This window comes from Mesorhizobium sp. M0037, from assembly GCF_040323635.1.
In the GTDB taxonomy this organism is placed as follows: Bacteria; Pseudomonadota; Alphaproteobacteria; order Rhizobiales; family Rhizobiaceae; genus Mesorhizobium.
The window spans coordinates 166,242-181,214 of sequence record NZ_JAMYVB010000010.1 but is presented as its reverse complement, the minus strand read 5'-3'; the positions used below and the strand labels follow the sequence as shown (position 1 = coordinate 181,214).

The 14,973-nt window shown below is 63.0% G+C and carries 19 protein-coding genes; 7 read left to right on the top strand and 12 right to left on the bottom strand.

The annotated features are described in order from the left end of the window. From mobB to NKJ78_RS17230, 3 genes are read right to left on the bottom strand one after another with little or no spacing between them, the layout of a single operon-like run. Window positions 1-504 carry a molybdopterin-guanine dinucleotide biosynthesis protein B gene (mobB, locus tag NKJ78_RS17240; protein ID WP_352458997.1) on the bottom strand — a complete coding sequence of 168 codons (504 nt, stop codon included), beginning with the start codon at window positions 502-504 and terminating at the stop codon, window positions 1-3. After that, the gene (mobA, locus tag NKJ78_RS17235; protein ID WP_352458998.1) at window positions 501-1,133 is read right to left on the bottom strand and encodes a molybdenum cofactor guanylyltransferase MobA; all 633 of its coding nucleotides are present in this window, start codon (window positions 1,131-1,133) and stop codon (window positions 501-503) included. The genes mobB and mobA overlap by 4 nt, the downstream gene beginning before the upstream one ends. 7 nt (window positions 1,134-1,140) lie before the next feature. Next, window positions 1,141-2,061, bottom strand: coding sequence for a DMT family transporter (locus NKJ78_RS17230; protein WP_023738824.1), 921 nt, complete (start codon window positions 2,059-2,061; stop codon window positions 1,141-1,143). Between NKJ78_RS17230 and NKJ78_RS17225 the strand changes: the two genes are divergently transcribed. Then, window positions 2,012-2,143 (top strand): hypothetical protein, encoded by a 132-nt coding sequence (locus NKJ78_RS17225; RefSeq protein ID WP_280790909.1) that lies wholly within the window; start codon window positions 2,012-2,014, stop codon window positions 2,141-2,143. The two genes, NKJ78_RS17230 and NKJ78_RS17225, sit on opposite strands and share 50 nt — an antisense overlap. A 145-nt stretch (window positions 2,144-2,288) precedes the next feature. Here NKJ78_RS17225 and NKJ78_RS17220 read toward each other — a convergent pair whose 3' ends face one another. From NKJ78_RS17220 to moaA, 3 genes are all read right to left on the bottom strand, one after another. Further along, on the bottom strand, window positions 2,289-2,645 hold the full coding sequence (locus NKJ78_RS17220) for a hypothetical protein (RefSeq protein ID WP_023682496.1): 357 nt from the start codon (window positions 2,643-2,645) through the stop codon (window positions 2,289-2,291). Window positions 2,646-2,766: 121 nt separating this feature from the next. Beyond that, the gene (locus tag NKJ78_RS17215; protein WP_245260426.1) at window positions 2,767-3,312 is read right to left on the bottom strand and encodes a hypothetical protein; all 546 of its coding nucleotides are present in this window, start codon (window positions 3,310-3,312) and stop codon (window positions 2,767-2,769) included. Window positions 3,313-3,386: 74 nt separating this feature from the next. Then, window positions 3,387-4,382: a GTP 3',8-cyclase MoaA gene (gene moaA, locus NKJ78_RS17210; RefSeq protein WP_031193366.1), complete on the bottom strand. Its 996-nt coding sequence runs from the start codon at window positions 4,380-4,382 to the stop codon at window positions 3,387-3,389. A gap of 200 nt (window positions 4,383-4,582) precedes the next feature. On the opposite strand from moaA, the gene NKJ78_RS17205 reads away from it, so the two are divergent. Next, on the top strand, window positions 4,583-4,936 hold the full coding sequence (locus NKJ78_RS17205) for a gamma-butyrobetaine hydroxylase family protein (protein ID WP_023668999.1): 354 nt from the start codon (window positions 4,583-4,585) through the stop codon (window positions 4,934-4,936). A gap of 65 nt (window positions 4,937-5,001) precedes the next feature. Beyond that, window positions 5,002-5,613 (top strand): pyridoxamine 5'-phosphate oxidase family protein, encoded by a 612-nt coding sequence (locus tag NKJ78_RS17200; RefSeq protein WP_023738826.1) that lies wholly within the window; start codon window positions 5,002-5,004, stop codon window positions 5,611-5,613. Window positions 5,614-5,639: 26 nt separating this feature from the next. Here NKJ78_RS17200 and NKJ78_RS17195 read toward each other — a convergent pair whose 3' ends face one another. Continuing rightward, window positions 5,640-6,092: a MarR family winged helix-turn-helix transcriptional regulator gene (locus NKJ78_RS17195; RefSeq protein WP_023668997.1), complete on the bottom strand. Its 453-nt coding sequence runs from the start codon at window positions 6,090-6,092 to the stop codon at window positions 5,640-5,642. Between the two features lie 48 nt (window positions 6,093-6,140). On the opposite strand from NKJ78_RS17195, the gene NKJ78_RS17190 reads away from it, so the two are divergent. After that, on the top strand, window positions 6,141-7,049 hold the full coding sequence (locus tag NKJ78_RS17190) for an alpha/beta hydrolase (RefSeq protein ID WP_023738827.1): 909 nt from the start codon (window positions 6,141-6,143) through the stop codon (window positions 7,047-7,049). A 45-nt stretch (window positions 7,050-7,094) separates the two neighbouring features. Here NKJ78_RS17190 and NKJ78_RS17185 read toward each other — a convergent pair whose 3' ends face one another. Both NKJ78_RS17185 and NKJ78_RS17180 read right to left on the bottom strand, forming a co-directional pair. Beyond that, window positions 7,095-7,493, bottom strand: coding sequence for a rhodanese-like domain-containing protein (locus tag NKJ78_RS17185; RefSeq protein ID WP_023682502.1), 399 nt, complete (start codon window positions 7,491-7,493; stop codon window positions 7,095-7,097). 62 nt (window positions 7,494-7,555) lie between these two features. Then, complete coding sequence (locus tag NKJ78_RS17180) at window positions 7,556-8,164, bottom strand: TetR/AcrR family transcriptional regulator (RefSeq protein WP_023738828.1); 609 nt, start codon at window positions 8,162-8,164, stop codon at window positions 7,556-7,558. Window positions 8,165-8,264: 100 nt separating this feature from the next. On the opposite strand from NKJ78_RS17180, the gene NKJ78_RS17175 reads away from it, so the two are divergent. Next, the gene (locus NKJ78_RS17175) at window positions 8,265-9,011 is read left to right on the top strand and encodes a 3-oxoacyl-ACP reductase family protein (protein ID WP_352458999.1); all 747 of its coding nucleotides are present in this window, start codon (window positions 8,265-8,267) and stop codon (window positions 9,009-9,011) included. A gap of 212 nt (window positions 9,012-9,223) precedes the next feature. Further along, window positions 9,224-11,104, top strand: a complete 1,881-nt coding sequence (locus tag NKJ78_RS17170) for a L,D-transpeptidase family protein (protein WP_352459000.1) — start codon at window positions 9,224-9,226, stop codon at window positions 11,102-11,104. A 97-nt stretch (window positions 11,105-11,201) separates the two neighbouring features. Here NKJ78_RS17170 and NKJ78_RS17165 read toward each other — a convergent pair whose 3' ends face one another. The 3 genes from NKJ78_RS17165 to NKJ78_RS17155 form a co-directional block, all read right to left on the bottom strand. Next, a complete protein-coding gene (locus NKJ78_RS17165) occupies window positions 11,202-11,672 on the bottom strand; it encodes a hypothetical protein (RefSeq protein WP_023668992.1) in 471 nt (156 codons plus the stop codon). A gap of 91 nt (window positions 11,673-11,763) precedes the next feature. Continuing rightward, window positions 11,764-12,378: a lysozyme inhibitor LprI family protein gene (locus NKJ78_RS17160; RefSeq protein WP_352459001.1), complete on the bottom strand. Its 615-nt coding sequence runs from the start codon at window positions 12,376-12,378 to the stop codon at window positions 11,764-11,766. Window positions 12,379-12,585: 207 nt separating this feature from the next. Further along, entirely contained in the window at window positions 12,586-12,843 is a 258-nt protein-coding gene (locus NKJ78_RS17155; RefSeq protein WP_023668990.1) for a PepSY domain-containing protein, read from the bottom strand. Between the two features lie 357 nt (window positions 12,844-13,200). Here NKJ78_RS17155 and NKJ78_RS17150 point away from each other — a divergent pair, with 357 nt between their 5' ends. Beyond that, window positions 13,201-14,973, top strand: a complete 1,773-nt coding sequence (locus NKJ78_RS17150; protein ID WP_023738832.1) for an adenylate/guanylate cyclase domain-containing protein — start codon at window positions 13,201-13,203, stop codon at window positions 14,971-14,973.

Sequence of the window (14,973 nt, the reverse complement as noted above, 5' to 3'; positions counted from 1 at the left end):
TCAACGTTTGAGGCCGGTCATGCGCTCGATGAAGTCGGCTATCCCTCCCGTGTCGTCGAGATCGAACACAGGCAGGCTTTCGCCGGTAACCGCGAAGTCGGCGGCAATCGCCACGATATGTCCGTCGTTCGCTGACAGCGGCGAGCGGTCCTTGGCCTCCTGCCGCCGGGTTTCGATCTTTTTGTGCACCTCGCGCTTGTAGCCTTCGACCAGCACGATATCGCACGGTGCCAGCCGCGACAGGACCGTCTCCAGCGTCGGCTCGTCCTCACCGCGCAACTCATGCATCAGCGCCCAGCGTTTGCCTGACACCACCGCGACTTCGGTGGCGCCCGCCTGGCGGTGGCGAAAGCTGTCGGCGCCAGGCTTGTCGATGTCGAACTCATGATGGGCATGTTTGACCGTCGACACTGTCCAGCCGCGCCGGACGAACTCTGTGACCAGCTTCTCGGTCAGTGTGGTCTTGCCGGAATTCTTCCAGCCGGTGATGCCGAAGATGTTCATGGGCCGATGCTCTGCAACAGACGCTCGGCCACCGCAAGGTCGTGCGGTGTGTTGATGTTGAAGAACGGGTCGATCTCGTCACTGCCGTGGGTCAGCAACGGAAATTCCACTTCGACACAGTCGTGCCGCTCGATGAAGGCGGAGACGCGCCTGTTGTCCTCGTGGCTCAGAAAGTGGCGGAGTGCCTGGCCTAGCCCAAGCGGCCACAGCGCGAAGGTCGGATGCCGCCTGCCGCCGGAACTGGCAACAGCGATGGAGCCTGGTCGCTCGTCAACAGCCGCAGCCAGCCTCTCGACCAGGTCCACCGGCAGGAACGGCGTGTCGCCGGCGGCCGTCGCCAATGCCTTGAAAGCGGTATTCGCTGCCGCCCATTCGAGGCCGGTGAGAATTCCGGCCAGCGGTCCGGCATAGCCTTCCACCGCATCGGCGAGAACCGGAAGACCGGCCGCGGCGAAGCGCGCCGGGTCACTATTGGCGCTGACCGCCAGCGATCCGACCTGCGGCGCCAGGCGGGCAACGACATGGTCGAGAAGCGGACGCTCGCCAAGCGCCAGCAAAGTCTTGTCGCCGCCGCCCATGCGCCGTGACAGGCCTCCGGCCAGGATAATTCCTGCAATGTCTTGGCTCATGGCCAAGCTATATGCCGTCCGGCGCCATGTCGGGTCCAGCGCTTTCGGCCGCCGGCTTCTGCCGGCCGACGACCCGTTCGCGATAGAGCGCGTAGAGGCCGGAGCCGATGATGATGGCGGAGCCAACGATCATCGGCAGGTCGGGGACATCGCCGAAGATGATGAGGCCAAGCAGCATCGACCAAAAGAGGGCGGTGTAGCGGAATGGCGCAATGAAGGAGATGTCGCCGGCCCGCATTGCCATGATGATGAACTGGTAGCCGATCAGCACCAGCACCGCCGCCAATGCCAAAAGTGCCGTGCCTTTGCCGGACATCGGCGTCCAGCCACCCATCGGGGACAGGAGCACGGCGCCAACGATGGTCATGGCGATTGCCGTTGCCGTCGACACCAGCAAGGTCGGGATAGCCCTTGGGATGCGCTTGGTGGCGAGGTCACGTACTGCGCAACAGGCGACGCTGACGAGTGCGTACAGCGAATAGACGCTGAAGCCTTCGAAGCCTGGCCGCACGATGATCAGCACGCCGCCGAAGCCGACCGCGATCGCCAGCCAGCGCCGCCAGCCGACCGCTTCGTTGAATACGAGTGCGGCCCCCATCGTCACCGCCAGCGGCAGCGCCTGCAGCACCGCCGAGACATTGGCGATCGGCAGATGCGCTAATGCCACAAGGAAGGCGACGGTGGCGCCGGCCTCGGCGACCACGCGAAGCGCCACCAGCGGCTGCAGCATCGACCTCGGTCGCGCGAGCGCGCCTTGCTGCCAGGCGAGCAGGCCGACGAGCAGCGTCGCAAAGGCGCCGCGCACCAGCATGACTTGCGCCATGTTCATCGATTCCGACGAGAACTTGGTGATGGCGTCGTTGAGGGTGAAGCCGATCATGGCCACCATCATGCACAGCGCGCCGCGAATGTTTGGGGAAAGAGGCAAGGGCGTTACCGGTTTGCAAGAGCAATTCCAGGAAAAGTGTGAAACGGTTTTCCGTCCGGAATTGCGTGAAAACAAAGAATAAAGCGGTTCGACGTTTCGGCGAAACGGTGAACCGCTCAAGCCTGTAGCAGCCGGCGGCAAGACAGCAACGTCAAAGAAATAGGCCACGGATTTTCTCCCGTGGCCCCTAGAAATCCCTGAGAGGGCTGGCCGGATGACCGGCAGCCTTATTTCGGCGTCAGCACCTCGGTGCCGCTGCCGTTCTTGCCGGCGATGGTCCACAGGCCGTGCAGCGAGCCGTCATCTTCTACCTTGTAGACGACGAGACCGATTTCCTTGCCCATGACATAGCCGGCGGAAAAGGCATCGTCGTTGCGCATGCAGATGCCGTCCGACGATGATCCGCCCGTCTCCCAATGGATGGTGCAGGTGGTCTCGCTGGTCAGTGTGATGGTGGCTTCGCCGCCATATTTCGAGCCGTCGAAATTGGTGCCCGCGACGGTGTAGCTGCCACCGATGGACTGTGCTGCTGCCGGCGCGGCGGCAAACCCAAGCAGTGCAAGAGAAAGTAAGAATGTGCGCATGTCGTATTCCCCCAAACCGAGCGACGAGCCGCTATGTCCAGGAATCTAGGCTCGAACGCGCTTGCGGTAAATCCGCCAGCTATATGCGCATGAGACTTTTTCTGGTGTGTGTCCGAAAAGCTCACGGTCCTTTGAGGCTGCCGGCAATGGCGCCGACCAGCGGATCGTATTTCGCTTTAACGGCCGGCGGATAGTCGATCCGCACGGTGCGGATGACGCCGTCCTTGCCGAACAGGCGCCGTTCGTAAAAGATCTTGCCATCCTTCAGTCCCGGCAGCACCGCCCAGTTCTTGCCGGTCTTGCTGTAGCTGATCTGGTAGCCCGCTTCCTTGATTGCCTTCTCCTCGGCGACGAAGCTCTTTGGGGTGTCGTCACTGACGTTGAAAATACCGGAGCAGATCAGGCTGGCGCCGTCGGCGCTGAGCCATTGCTGTCCGTCGCCATTGTACGGCTCGGGCTGGCGATCGGTGAAGAGTCGTCGGGAAAGGTGCAGACCGTGCCGAAGCGCGCATTGGTGTAGGTGAACGGCGCTGCATTGGCGCTGCCTGCCGCTATCAGTGCAACTGCCAATCCAATGGAAAGACGCTTCATTCGATGTCTCCAGTGAACTAGAGCAATTCCAGGAAAAGTGTGATCGGTTTTCCGTCCGGAATTGCGCAAAAAACAAAGACATAGAGCGGTTCGCCGTGAAACGGTGAACTGCTCTATGGAGACACTCCTTGCACCAAATCTCGGAAAAAATCAGCCGCCGGTGACGCTCATATGCCTGGATACCGAGGGGCGGCTGGTGCGGCGGTCGATGATGAAATCATGGCCTTTCGGCTTGCGGCCGATCGCTTCGTCGATGGCAGCAGCGACCAGCTCGTTGCCTTCTGAGGCACGCAACGGCGCGCGCAGGTCGGCGGCATCCTCCTGACCCAGGCACATATAGAGCGTGCCGGTGCAGGTCAGCCGCACGCGGTTGCAGCTTTCGCAGAAATTATGCGTCATCGGCGTGATGAAGCCCAGCCTGCCGCCGGTCTCTGCGACATGGACGTAGCGGGCCGGACCGCCGGTCTTGTAGGGGATGTCGCTCAGCGTGAACTGGCGCTCGAGCGAAGCGCGCAGCAGCGATAGCGGCAGATACTGGTCGGTCCGGTCGGCGTCGATCTCGCCCATCGGCATGGTTTCGATGACGGTCAAGTCCATGCCGCGGCCATGCGCCCAGCGCATCATCTCCGGCAGCTCGACGTCGTTGAAGTCCTTCAGCGCAACGGCGTTGAGCTTCACCTTCAGCCCCGCCGCCTGCGCGGCATCGATGCCTTGCATGACCTTGCCGAGATGGCCCCAGCGGGTGATGGCGTGGAACTTGTCGGCATCGAGCGTATCCAGCGAGACATTGATGCGCTCGACACCGCAATCGGCAAGCTCGGCGGCAAAGCGCGACAGCTGCGAGCCATTGGTGGTCAGCGTCAACTCTTCCAGCGCGCCGCTCTTCAGGTGCCGCGACAGCTGGCGCACCAGATGCATGATGTTCTTGCGCACCAGCGGCTCGCCGCCGGTGAGGCGCAGTTTGCGCACGCCCTTTTCGATGAAGACGGTGCAGAGCCGGTCGAGTTCCTCGAGCGACAGCAGGTCCTTCTTGGGCAGGAACGCCATGTCCTCGGCCATGCAATAGGTGCAGCGGAAATCGCAGCGGTCGGTGACCGACACGCGCAAGTAGCTGATCGTGCGACCGAAGGGATCGATCATGTCCATGCGTTCAAGCGTTTCCAATGCTGCGAGTGGCGCCGTTATATACGGCTATGTGATACGATCCAACCCGCCATTCAAGATAGCCGCTCTCGATCTTTGGTGACATTCCCTGGCCGACATCCGATGTCGGCCGGGTCCAAATGGCCTTTTCCGCTCGCGCGAAGCAGCGTAGGGAAGGGCGGATTGATGCGGGATGCAGAACAATGACGGCGCCGAAGGAACTCAGGGTCTCGAAGGACAGAAAACTGCTGTCCGTCACCTTTCCCGATCATCGGCCGTTCGAACTGCCGGCCGAACTGCTGCGCGTCGCTTCACCCTCGGCCGAGGTGCAGGGCCATTCGCCGGACCAGCGGGTGACGGTTCCCGGCAAGCGCAACGTTGCCATCCTGAAGATCGAGCCGGTCGGCAACTACGCAGTGCGCATCACCTTCGACGATTTCCACGACACCGGCATCTTCACCTGGAACTATCTTCACACGCTTGGCCACGAAAAGGACGCGCGCTGGAATGCCTATCTCGCCGAGCTCCAGGAGAAGGGACTGAGCCGCGACCGCTAGTTCGGCACTGTCGGCAAAACGTCATTGATTGGGGGTAACGCTGGCAACAGTTCGGAGACGGGAAAATGTCTGACATCGCCACGGTCGAACAGCTCGAAGCCCTCTACGGCCTGCCCGGCGAAGCGTCGACGGTCAAGGAACTCGACCACGTCATTCCCGAATATGCCGCCTTCATCGAAGCCTCGCCTTTTGTCGCCCTGGCGACGAGCGGGCCGGAAGGGCTGGACTGTTCGCCGCGCGGCGATCTCGCCGGCTTTGTGCGCATGCATGACCCGAAAACGCTGATGATGCCGGACAGGCGCGGCAACAACCGCGCCGATTCGCTTAAGAACATCATCCGCGATCCTCGCGTCGGGCTGCTGTTTCTTGTGCCGGGTTCGGGCACGACGCTGCGCGTCAACGGCCGCGCCCGCATCACCACCGACGCCGCGCTTTGCGCCTCCTTCGCCGTCGAAGGCAAGCCGGCGCGCTCGGTCACCGTGGTCGATGTCGATTCGGTCTATTTCCAGTGCGCCCGCGCCATCGTTCGCTCGGAGCTGTGGAACCCGGCAAAGCACGTCGACCCGAAATCGCTGCCGACACCCGGAACAATCCTGGAAGTCACCAGCCGCAAGAATATCGATGCCGGTACTTACGACAAGGAATGGCCGGAGCGGGCGAAGAAGACGATGTGGTGAGGTGGGAGGCGCGTGGATCGAACGGCTCAGGTATCCTTCAGCACGTCATAGATCTTGCGCATCTGTTCGCCGATCATGTCGCACTGTTCCGCTGTCGACTGGCTCATCGCCTTTTCGATCAGCGCCATATGCACCTTCAGCGCTTTCATCAGGAGCTCCGTGCCGGCCTCGGTAAGCGTCAGCCGCAGCACGCGCTTGTCCTTCTCATCGCCTTCGCGGCGCAGCAGGCCGCGCGCCTCGAGCTGCGGCAACAGCATGGTGATGTTGGAGCGGCCGACCAGCAGTTTGCGGGCGAGATCGTGCTGCGACATGCCGGGATGGCGATAGAGGTTCATCAGCACGTCGAGCTGCGCCGGCTTGAGATCCAGCGGCGCCAGCTTTACCGCCAGCGCACGCTCCAGCACATGGCAGGCGCGCGCCACCGCGACCCAGTTGCGAAAGCGCGGGTTGTCCCAGGGCAGCTCTTGTTTAATGTTCATGTTTGAACTATTATGTTCATGCGTGAACGGAATGGATGGATCGCCACTATGGCATCATTTGGACTGAAGGTCATCCGGGGCGTGTTCGGCGCGGCCGAGCTTGTGGCGCCGCGTCTGAGCGGGCGCGCGGCCTTCGAACTGTTCTGCCGCACGCCGAGCGTGAAGGCGCTCAGCGACGGCGAGCGGCGTGCGGTCGACCGCGCCGCCGGCTTCATGGCCGAGGCGCGCCATCATCGGCTGACGACCAAGGCCGGCTGCGTCATGGTGCACGAATTCCGGCCCGAGCCGCGCAGGGCGTCCGCCGGCACGGTGCTGGTGGTCCATGGCTGGCGTTCGCGCACGGAATATATGCGGGCGCTGATCGAAGGCTTTCGCGATGCGGGCTACCGGGTCGCCTCGCTCGACCTGCCGGGCCATGGCCAGTCGCTGGGCCGTCATCTCAATATGGTCAATGCGGTCGAGGCGGTCAGGGTCGCCGGCGAATGGTTCGGTCCGTTCAAGGCGATCGTCGGCCATTCCTTCGGTGGCGCCGTCGCCGCCAATGCCATTGCCGGTTCGATCAAGGGTATCCAGCCCGTCGCGGCCGAGCGGCTGGTGCTGGTCGCCGCGCCAAGTTCCCTGCCGGCGATCTTCGCCGACTTCAGCCGCATGCTCAATGTCGGTCCGCGTTCGCAGGTTTCCATGGCCGATCAGGTGAAAAGGCTGTCGGGCCGGCCGCTGCATGAATTCACCGGCGACCGCCAGTTGGCTGAGGCGCCGGTGCCGACGCTGGTCATCCACGCGCCGGACGACCGCGAAGTCCCCGCCGATCATGCCACACGTTATGCCGGCGCCGGCAGCCATGTGCGGCTGCACTGGGCCGATGGGCTCGGCCACCGTCGCATTCTCGCCGACAAAGGTGTTGTCGAACGCGCTGTGACTTTTGTCAAAAACGAGCGCGAGCCGATACTGCATTGATTCCAATGGGTGTATTGTCGACTCCGACAACGCCGGAGCGGTGAGCTAGCCCTTCTTCTTGCCGCCCGGCTCGACCGGCAATCCGGCCGCCTTCCAGGCGGTATAGCCGCCAAGGATGTGCTTGACCGGCGACAGCCCCATATCCTGCGCCGTCTTGGTGGCCAGCGCCGAGCGCCAGCCGCCGGCGCAAAAGAAGACGAAGCTCTTGCCCGAGGCAAAGAACGGCTTGTGGTAAGGGCTTTCGGGATCGATCCAGAATTCCAGCATGCCGCGAGTGACATGTTTGGCGCCGGGGATCTGGCCGTCCCGCTCGATCTCGCGTGGATCGCGCAGGTCGACGAAGATGGTGTCCTCGTCGTCGAGCAGCCCGGCCGCTTCCTCGGGCGAGACCACCTCGATCTCGGCATTGGCCTCGTCGAGCAACTCGCGATACCCTTTTTTCACGGATGATCCCTCCCGGCGCATTTCGCCGCCGACTGGATTTCCAGCACAAGCTCCGCGCTTTGTCACGCTGTTCCGACCAGGCCCTGCCACGCCGCCATCGCTCCGGCCACTGTGGCCATCAGCGCGTCGCACGAGGCGCCGTCGCGGGCCTGGATCGACATGCCGTGCTGGACCGTCGCATAGAAGGTCGCCGCCGCGTTGCTGTCGAAGCCCGCCGGCAATTCGCCTTCCGCCACACCGCGTTCCAGCCGTCTCAGCAAGAGGGTGTGGTTTTCGGTGCGGCGGCGGCGCAAATCATCGCAGATCGCGCCGCTGCTTGAATCCTGGTGCAGTGCGCCCAGCGCGATGAGACAGCCCTGCGGGCGGTCGTCCTGAGAGTACGCTTTTGCCGTCTGGCGCAGGAAATTCTCGATCGCCTGGCATGCCGTCGGCGCTTCGTCCAGCGCGCTCCAGATCTCGGTGCCTTCGTTGCGGGTGTAATACTCGGTCGCTTCCAGAAACAGCGCCTCCTTGCTGCCGAAGGCGGCATAGAGGCTGGGCGAGCTGATCCCCATCGCCGCGGTCAGGTCGGCGATCGAGGTGCCCTCATAGCCTTTGGCCCAGAACAGCTCCATCGCCTGCCGCAAGGCGGCGGTTCGATCGAAGGTGCGGGGACGGCCTCTTTCCGGCATGACGATCTTTTCTGTGTTGATCGATACATAATTCACTTGACGTCGCCAGGCAAGGTTGCCAGATATTTATGTATCGATCGTTACATAACGGAGAAATGACATGTCAGCGAACGGATTGAACGGCAAGGCAGCACTGGTCACCGGCGGCAGCCGCGGCATAGGTGCTGCGATAGCAAAACGGCTTGCGGCCGATGGCGCCGACGTTGCCATCACCTATGTCAACAGTGCGGCGCCGGCCCAAGCTGTCGTCGCCGAGATTATAGCGGCAGGTGGTCGCGCGATCGCCATCCAAGCCGACAATCGCGACGCCGCCGCCATCGAAGGCTCGGTCACCGAGGCGGTGAATGCCTTCGGCCGGCTCGACATCCTGGTCAACAGCGCCGGCATCTGGCGCGCGGCGCCCATCGAACAGATGTCGCTGGCCGACTTTGACGAGACCATTGAGGTCAATCTGAGAGCGCCGTTCGTGGCCTCGAAGGCGGCAGCGGCTCACATGGGCGAGGGCGGCCGCATCATTTCGATCGGCAGCAATCTGGCCGAGCGCGTCACCGACACCAGCCTCAGCGCCTATTCGACCAGCAAGGCTGCGCTGGTCGGCCTGACCAAGGCGCTGGCGCGAGACCTCGGTCCGCGCGGCATCACCGCCAACGTCGTTCATCCCGGTTCGACCGACACCGACATGAACCCGGCCGAAGGCCCGCATGCCGAACACCAGCGGCGGAAGATGGCGACGCCCCGCTTCGGCAAGGCTGACGAGATCGCCGGCATGGTTGCCTGGCTCGCCGGTCCGGAAGGGCGCTTCGTCACCGGCGCCGCGCTCACCATCGACGGTGGCGCCAACGCCTGAAGCAGCAGCCGCTTTGACCGGTCTGGAGCGGCAACGCCGCTCCAGACGTCACGATGTTGTGAAACCGTTCTGCAACAGGCCTGCGGAAATTTATGGAAGCTTAACGAAATCGGTATGAATCGGTATGGTAGCGCCTTACATCCGCCATGCGGTTGGCAAGATCGTCTAGCGGCGCGGAACGGGAGCCGGCTTGCAGCCGGAGCGGGTGATTAATGAAATTCCTCGGAAATAAAGCCACCGTGATGCCGCTTGCAGTGGCGGCAGCACTGGCCTTCGGTGTGCCGCAGGCAAGCGCGCAAGGCCTGTTCGACATGCTGTTCGGCGGTGGCGTCAAGCACAGTCCGCAAGGCGAATTCCCGCCGCCGCCAAAGCGCAAGCCGAAGCCCGCCGTATCGGGCGGTGGCGGCACCAGAATCAGCAGCCCGTCCTACTACACCTACAAGGCCGACCGGCTGGTGCGCGTCGACTTTGCCGCATTGGTGGCAGCACCTCCCCAGGTGGCAACAGCTGAAGACGCCGCCTTTGTGCCGTCGGCAACCAGCACTGCCTTCCGTGAAGCCGTTGCAGGCCTCAGCGACTATGAACTCTATGCCGAGCCCGATATCGCCAAGGCACTGATTGCCTATTACTCTGCCAATCCTGATTTCATCTGGGTGAATGATGGCAATCCCAATGCCCGCGCCCAGGACGCGGTGAGGGTGCTTGGCGAGGCCGCGAGCTATGGCCTCGCATCGGCCGACTACACGGTCGAGGTGCCGGCAGCCAACGCATCGGCGGTCAATGCCGATGCCCATCTGAAGGAACTCGTGCGCTTCGAGATGGCGCTGTCGGCGCGCGTGCTGCGCTATGCCCGTGACGCCCAGAGCGGGCGCGTCGATCCCAATCGCATCACCGGCTACTATGAATTTCCGCCGAAGCCGGTCGACATGGAAGGCGCGCTCAAGACGCTGGCCCACACCCAGGAAGTGCGCACCTACCTCGAATCGCGGCACCCGCAGAACGCGGAATATCAGGCGCTGCGCGTCGAACTTGAATCGCTGCAGGCGAGCGCCGAAAACGAAATCGTCGTCGATCCCAAGCTGTTGCTGAAGCCCGGCGAGACCAGCGCCGAACTGCCGAAGCTGCTGACGCTGATCGCGCGCAATCTCGACGACGAGATGGGCGGCGCCTATGGCGAGATCCTGTCTCGTCTCGGCACCAGCGATGTCTATGTTCCCGAACTGGTTCCGATCATCAAGGCCGTGCAGGTGAAGGCCGGCATGAAGGGCGATGGGGTCATCGGCCCGCGCACCGTCGCCTCGCTCGCCGGCGCATCCAAGGCAGACAGGCTGCAGAAGGTGCAGGTCGCGCTGGAAGAATTGCGCTGGCTGCCGTCCGATCTCGGCAGCCCGCGGGTGTTCATCAACCAGCCCGCCTTCACCGCCAGCTATATCGACAATGGCGAGGAGAAGCTGAAGACCCGCGTCGTCATAGGCCGGACCACCAACCAGACCGCCTTCTTCTTCAAGGAGATCAAGCAGGTCGATTTCCATCCCTATTGGGGCGTGCCGCAGTCGATCATCGTCAACGAGATGCTGCCAAGGCTGCGTAGCGATCCGGGCTATCTCGACCGTGCCGGCTACGAGGTGACCGATTCGCGCGGCAGGCGGGTTCCCTCTTCCTCGGTCAATTGGGGCGCCTACGGCGCCAACATTCCCTACAGCGTGCGCCAGCAGCCGAGCGAAGCCAATGCGCTGGGCGAACTGAAGATCCTGTTCCCCAACAAGCACGCCATCTACATGCACGACACGCCGCAAAAATCCTTCTTCCAGCGCGATATGCGGGCGCTCAGCCATGGCTGTATTCGCCTTCAGGATCCACGTGGGATGGCGGCGGCGGTGCTCGGCGTCTCGGTCGACGACATCGCCGAAAAGCTCAAGCACGGCCATGCCAGCGAAGACGTGACACGCACGATTCCCGTCTATGTCTCCTACTTCACTGCCTGGCCGGACCTGTCCGGCAAAGTCGAATATTTCAACGACGTCTACGACCGCGACACGCGGCTGATGCAGGCGCTGGACGCGACCGAAGCGGTGCGTTCGCCGACGAGCTGAACCAGCGGAGTTCCTCGTTCAACGAAACGAGGAACTCACTTTGACTCTCTGGTTTTATTAGATTTTTGGCCGATAGACGGTCGCCCGTTTCCTGCGATCAGCGCTGGATGAGCGGACGCCGGAAGCCGGCGTCGCGGCCCGCGATCAGCCAATAGACCAGGCCGGCTACGAGGCCGGCGGCGGCGATGATGCCGATATCGGCCCAGCGTCCGGCATCCTCTTCCGCGGCCGGCCAGACCAGGAAGAAGCCGGCTGCAGCGGCAGCGGCGCCAAACAGCATGTGCACCAGGAAATTGCGCAGGGCAAAGAATTCGGCGAGCAGCGCGAAGATCAGCGTCTGCAGGCCGGTCAGCACGATCGTCAGGAAATAGACGACCATGCCGAGCGGCGGCCACAGCAGCACGACAATGGGCGAAAATTGCATGGCGCCGAAATAGTCCGGCGCGTTGGGCAATACGGCGAGTGCGCAATATATCGCCACGACCGCGAACAATCCGATCAGCACCGAAACGAAATAGCCGGCAAGCATCATCAGGATGCGCTTCAAAACATGCTTAACCATGGCCATGCACCCCCGTGCCCTGCAACTGTTACGCGCACTCAGCCATCAAAGGCGGATCGGCGCAAGAGTGCATCCAGCAGTGCTTTGCGGCAAATCTTCAGGCGCCGCCGCATAGATGTTGTGAATCCGGCAAAACCCATGTGCCTTTTATCGTGAGGTCGACGGCGTAATAGACCCGCCCGCGCTCGTCGCCCTGCGGACAATCCCTCGGGATCGATATCAGGCACATGACGACAGGATCGCCGGCTTTCGAACTGGCAAGGCCAGGCTCCCGCTCGTAGGAAACCCCGGCGCCGCCATTGCTGAACCGCGCCAGGCTGCCGGCTTCAGGGCCGGCGGTTTCCAGCGGGTCGTCGCCGAGCCGCGTCGTCAGCGCGGTGATGTGGGTCAAGGCGCATTGGCCGATCGACGAGGGCAGGGGCTGGTCGAGGCTGCCCGGATGGCGGGCCGCGGTGTCGAGCGCCTTCTTGCCGATCAGGGCGATGTTGTAGTCCTGCACCCAGGACGGCGCATTGCCGTAGGTCTGCAGCGCATTGTTCTGGGCGCTGACGATGCAGGCGGCATCCTGCCCACAGGCGTTCCTGTCGGCGATGAGCGCACGGGCGATCTTGCGCTTGTCGCCGCCAAAGGCTGGCTCGAAACCCGTAAAGGCCTCGGCCACCAAGGCATCAATTGCCGACAGTTGCGGGTCGGCACAGATCGCCTTTTCCACCGGCAGGCGGGCTTTGCGGCAGTCGAAGGATGGTCCGTCGGCACGCGCTGGACCAAGGTAGACGCCCCGCCAGCCAGTGCGACGACAAGCGCAAGCGCGTTGGCAATTCGATTGGAAGAAAGCATGGTCGCCCCGTTGTCCGACAACTGCCACCATTCTAGGCGAAAACGCGGCGGACGGAATTGCCGAAGCGGTGCGGTATCGGCGCTATTTCGGTTCGGCGGTCACGGGATCGAAGGTGATTTCGACTTTCGCCTTGTCGGCGGTGTAATAGGTGACGGTGTAGCCGTCCTTGTCCCAGTCGACCTCCTTCACATAGCGAAAGCCATCGCGCTGCTCGACCTTGGCGATGATTGCCGACAGTTTCTGGGCATTCGTCGGCGGCAGTGGGCTGTCATCCGCGGCAAAGGCCGTCGAGCCGGCCAGAAGAACGACGACACCGGTCGCCAGAACAAGATTTCGCATGATTACCCTCATTTCACGTTGGTATGAACCGCACCGGAAACTCGCAGGCAGCACAGTTTGTTCCGAGAGCTGACATCGCGCAGCTTCCGTGAAGCCCTAGATCTCCGCGCTCAGAGCGACGGCACGCCAATATTTGCGCCAACCGCCGGCCAACCATGAGTGCTGCCACGGCCCGCGCTGGACAACCCGATGGTGGTAGAGCTTTGCCCAAGACCCTGCTAGACTTCTGGTCCTGGCGGGGTGGCATGGTGCGCCAACCCCGCCGGAATCTTCATCTCTCAGCGCGCGGCGAAGTGTTTCAGGAACGGGTCGTCGCCTGTGCTGGACCAGAACCAGAAAGGGAGCGGGGGCTCGAACATGGCTGTACGGAACTACACCCGTCAGCTGGCGACAATCATTTCTATCGATGCCGTCGGGTTCTCCCGGCTGATGGGCATCGACGACGAGTCTGCTGTCGCGGCATTCGAGGAACGGCGCGACATCATCGCCGACAGCTGTGGCACATTTGGCGGCCGCACGTTCGGCGACGCCGGCGACAGCATCATGGCCGAGTTCGGCAATCCGATCGAGGCGTTGCGCGCGGCCTTTGATTTCCAGGGCCGCATCGTCGCCCTCAACGCCGAGGTTGCCGACGACATGCGCATGCCGTTTCGGGCCGGCATCAACACCGGCGACGTCATCGTGCGTGGTGGACGCCTCTACGGCGACGACGTCAACATCGCCGCGAGAATCCAGGAATTCGCGCCGGGCGACGGTCTCGCCGTTTCGGAGACGACCTGGCACCATGTGAAGGACAAGACGGCGGCCGAATTCACCGATCTCGGCGAATTCATGCTGAAGAACATCGCCTTGCCGGTGCGCGTTCTGATCGCCGGCCGCAGTGGCAACGGATCCTCGCCGGCTGCGTCGTTCGCCGCCATTCCCCAGGCCAATGCGCAGCAGAAGCTGTCGTCCAAGGGGCCGCCGGCGATCGCCGTCCTGCCCTTCCACGCCGATGGCGGCGAGCATGACATCGGCTACATGGCCGACGGCATCGCCGAGGACATCATCTATGGTCTTTCCAACACCAGATGGCTCTCGGTCATCGCCAAGGGCTCCAGCTTCCAGTTCCGCGACGACACGCTGGGCACGCGGGTGATCGGCAACGCGCTCGGCGCGCGCTACATCGTCAGCGGCACGCTGATGCGCAATGGTGGCCAGATCCGCCTCAACACCGCGCTGGCCGACGCGTCCAACGGGCGGCTGGTGTGGTCGCAGCGCTTCGATCGCGATCTGGTCGACATCTTCAACCTGCGCGACCAGATCGGCGCTGAGATCGTTTCGATCCTGGACAAGGAGGTCGACCGGGCGGAACAGGCACGCACCTTCCAGGTTCCCTGGGAAAGCCTGGAGACCTGGCAACTGGTGCGACGGGGCCGCTGGCACATGAACCGGCGCACCCGCGGCGACACCGAAACCGCACTCGAGTTCTTCCAGAAGGCCTACCGCGAGGACGCCAACTCGAGCGCCGTGCTCAACGAACTGGCGTGGTGGTATTTCTGGCGGGCATGGCTGCGTTTCGGCGACAGCGACGATTTGAACAAGGTCGAGCAGTTTGCCCGCAAGGCGTTGCTGGTGGACAGCCTGGATGCGCGCCCGCACGCCCATCTCGGCGCCGTCGACATCATGCGCGGCGAACCGCGGTCGGCCGTCGACCATCTCGAGGAAGCGATCCACATCAATCCGAGCTTTGCCTTCGCGCGCTCGGCCATGGGCAGCGCCCAGCTGCTGCTCGGCAATGCCGCGTCAGCGATACCGTTCTTTCTCGATACCGAGCGATTGAGCCCGTTCGACCTCTACCGCTTCCACAATCTGGGGGAACTGACGGCGGCCTATTGTTTGGTCGAGAACTGGCCGGCGGCGATCGCTGCCGCTGACCGCTCGCTCAACCTGTCTCCCGGCTATTTTTATTCCAGGTTCCTGAAGATCGGCGCGCTGATGCGAAGCGGCCGGCCGGAACAGGCGCGGCGCGAGATGGCCATTTTCGCCACCCGGCATCCCGATTTTTCAGAACAGCGTGTGCGCTGGATACCGTTCACCGACAAGGCCGCGAACGAGTTCCTCGTCGCCAATTTCCAACTGGCCAAATGA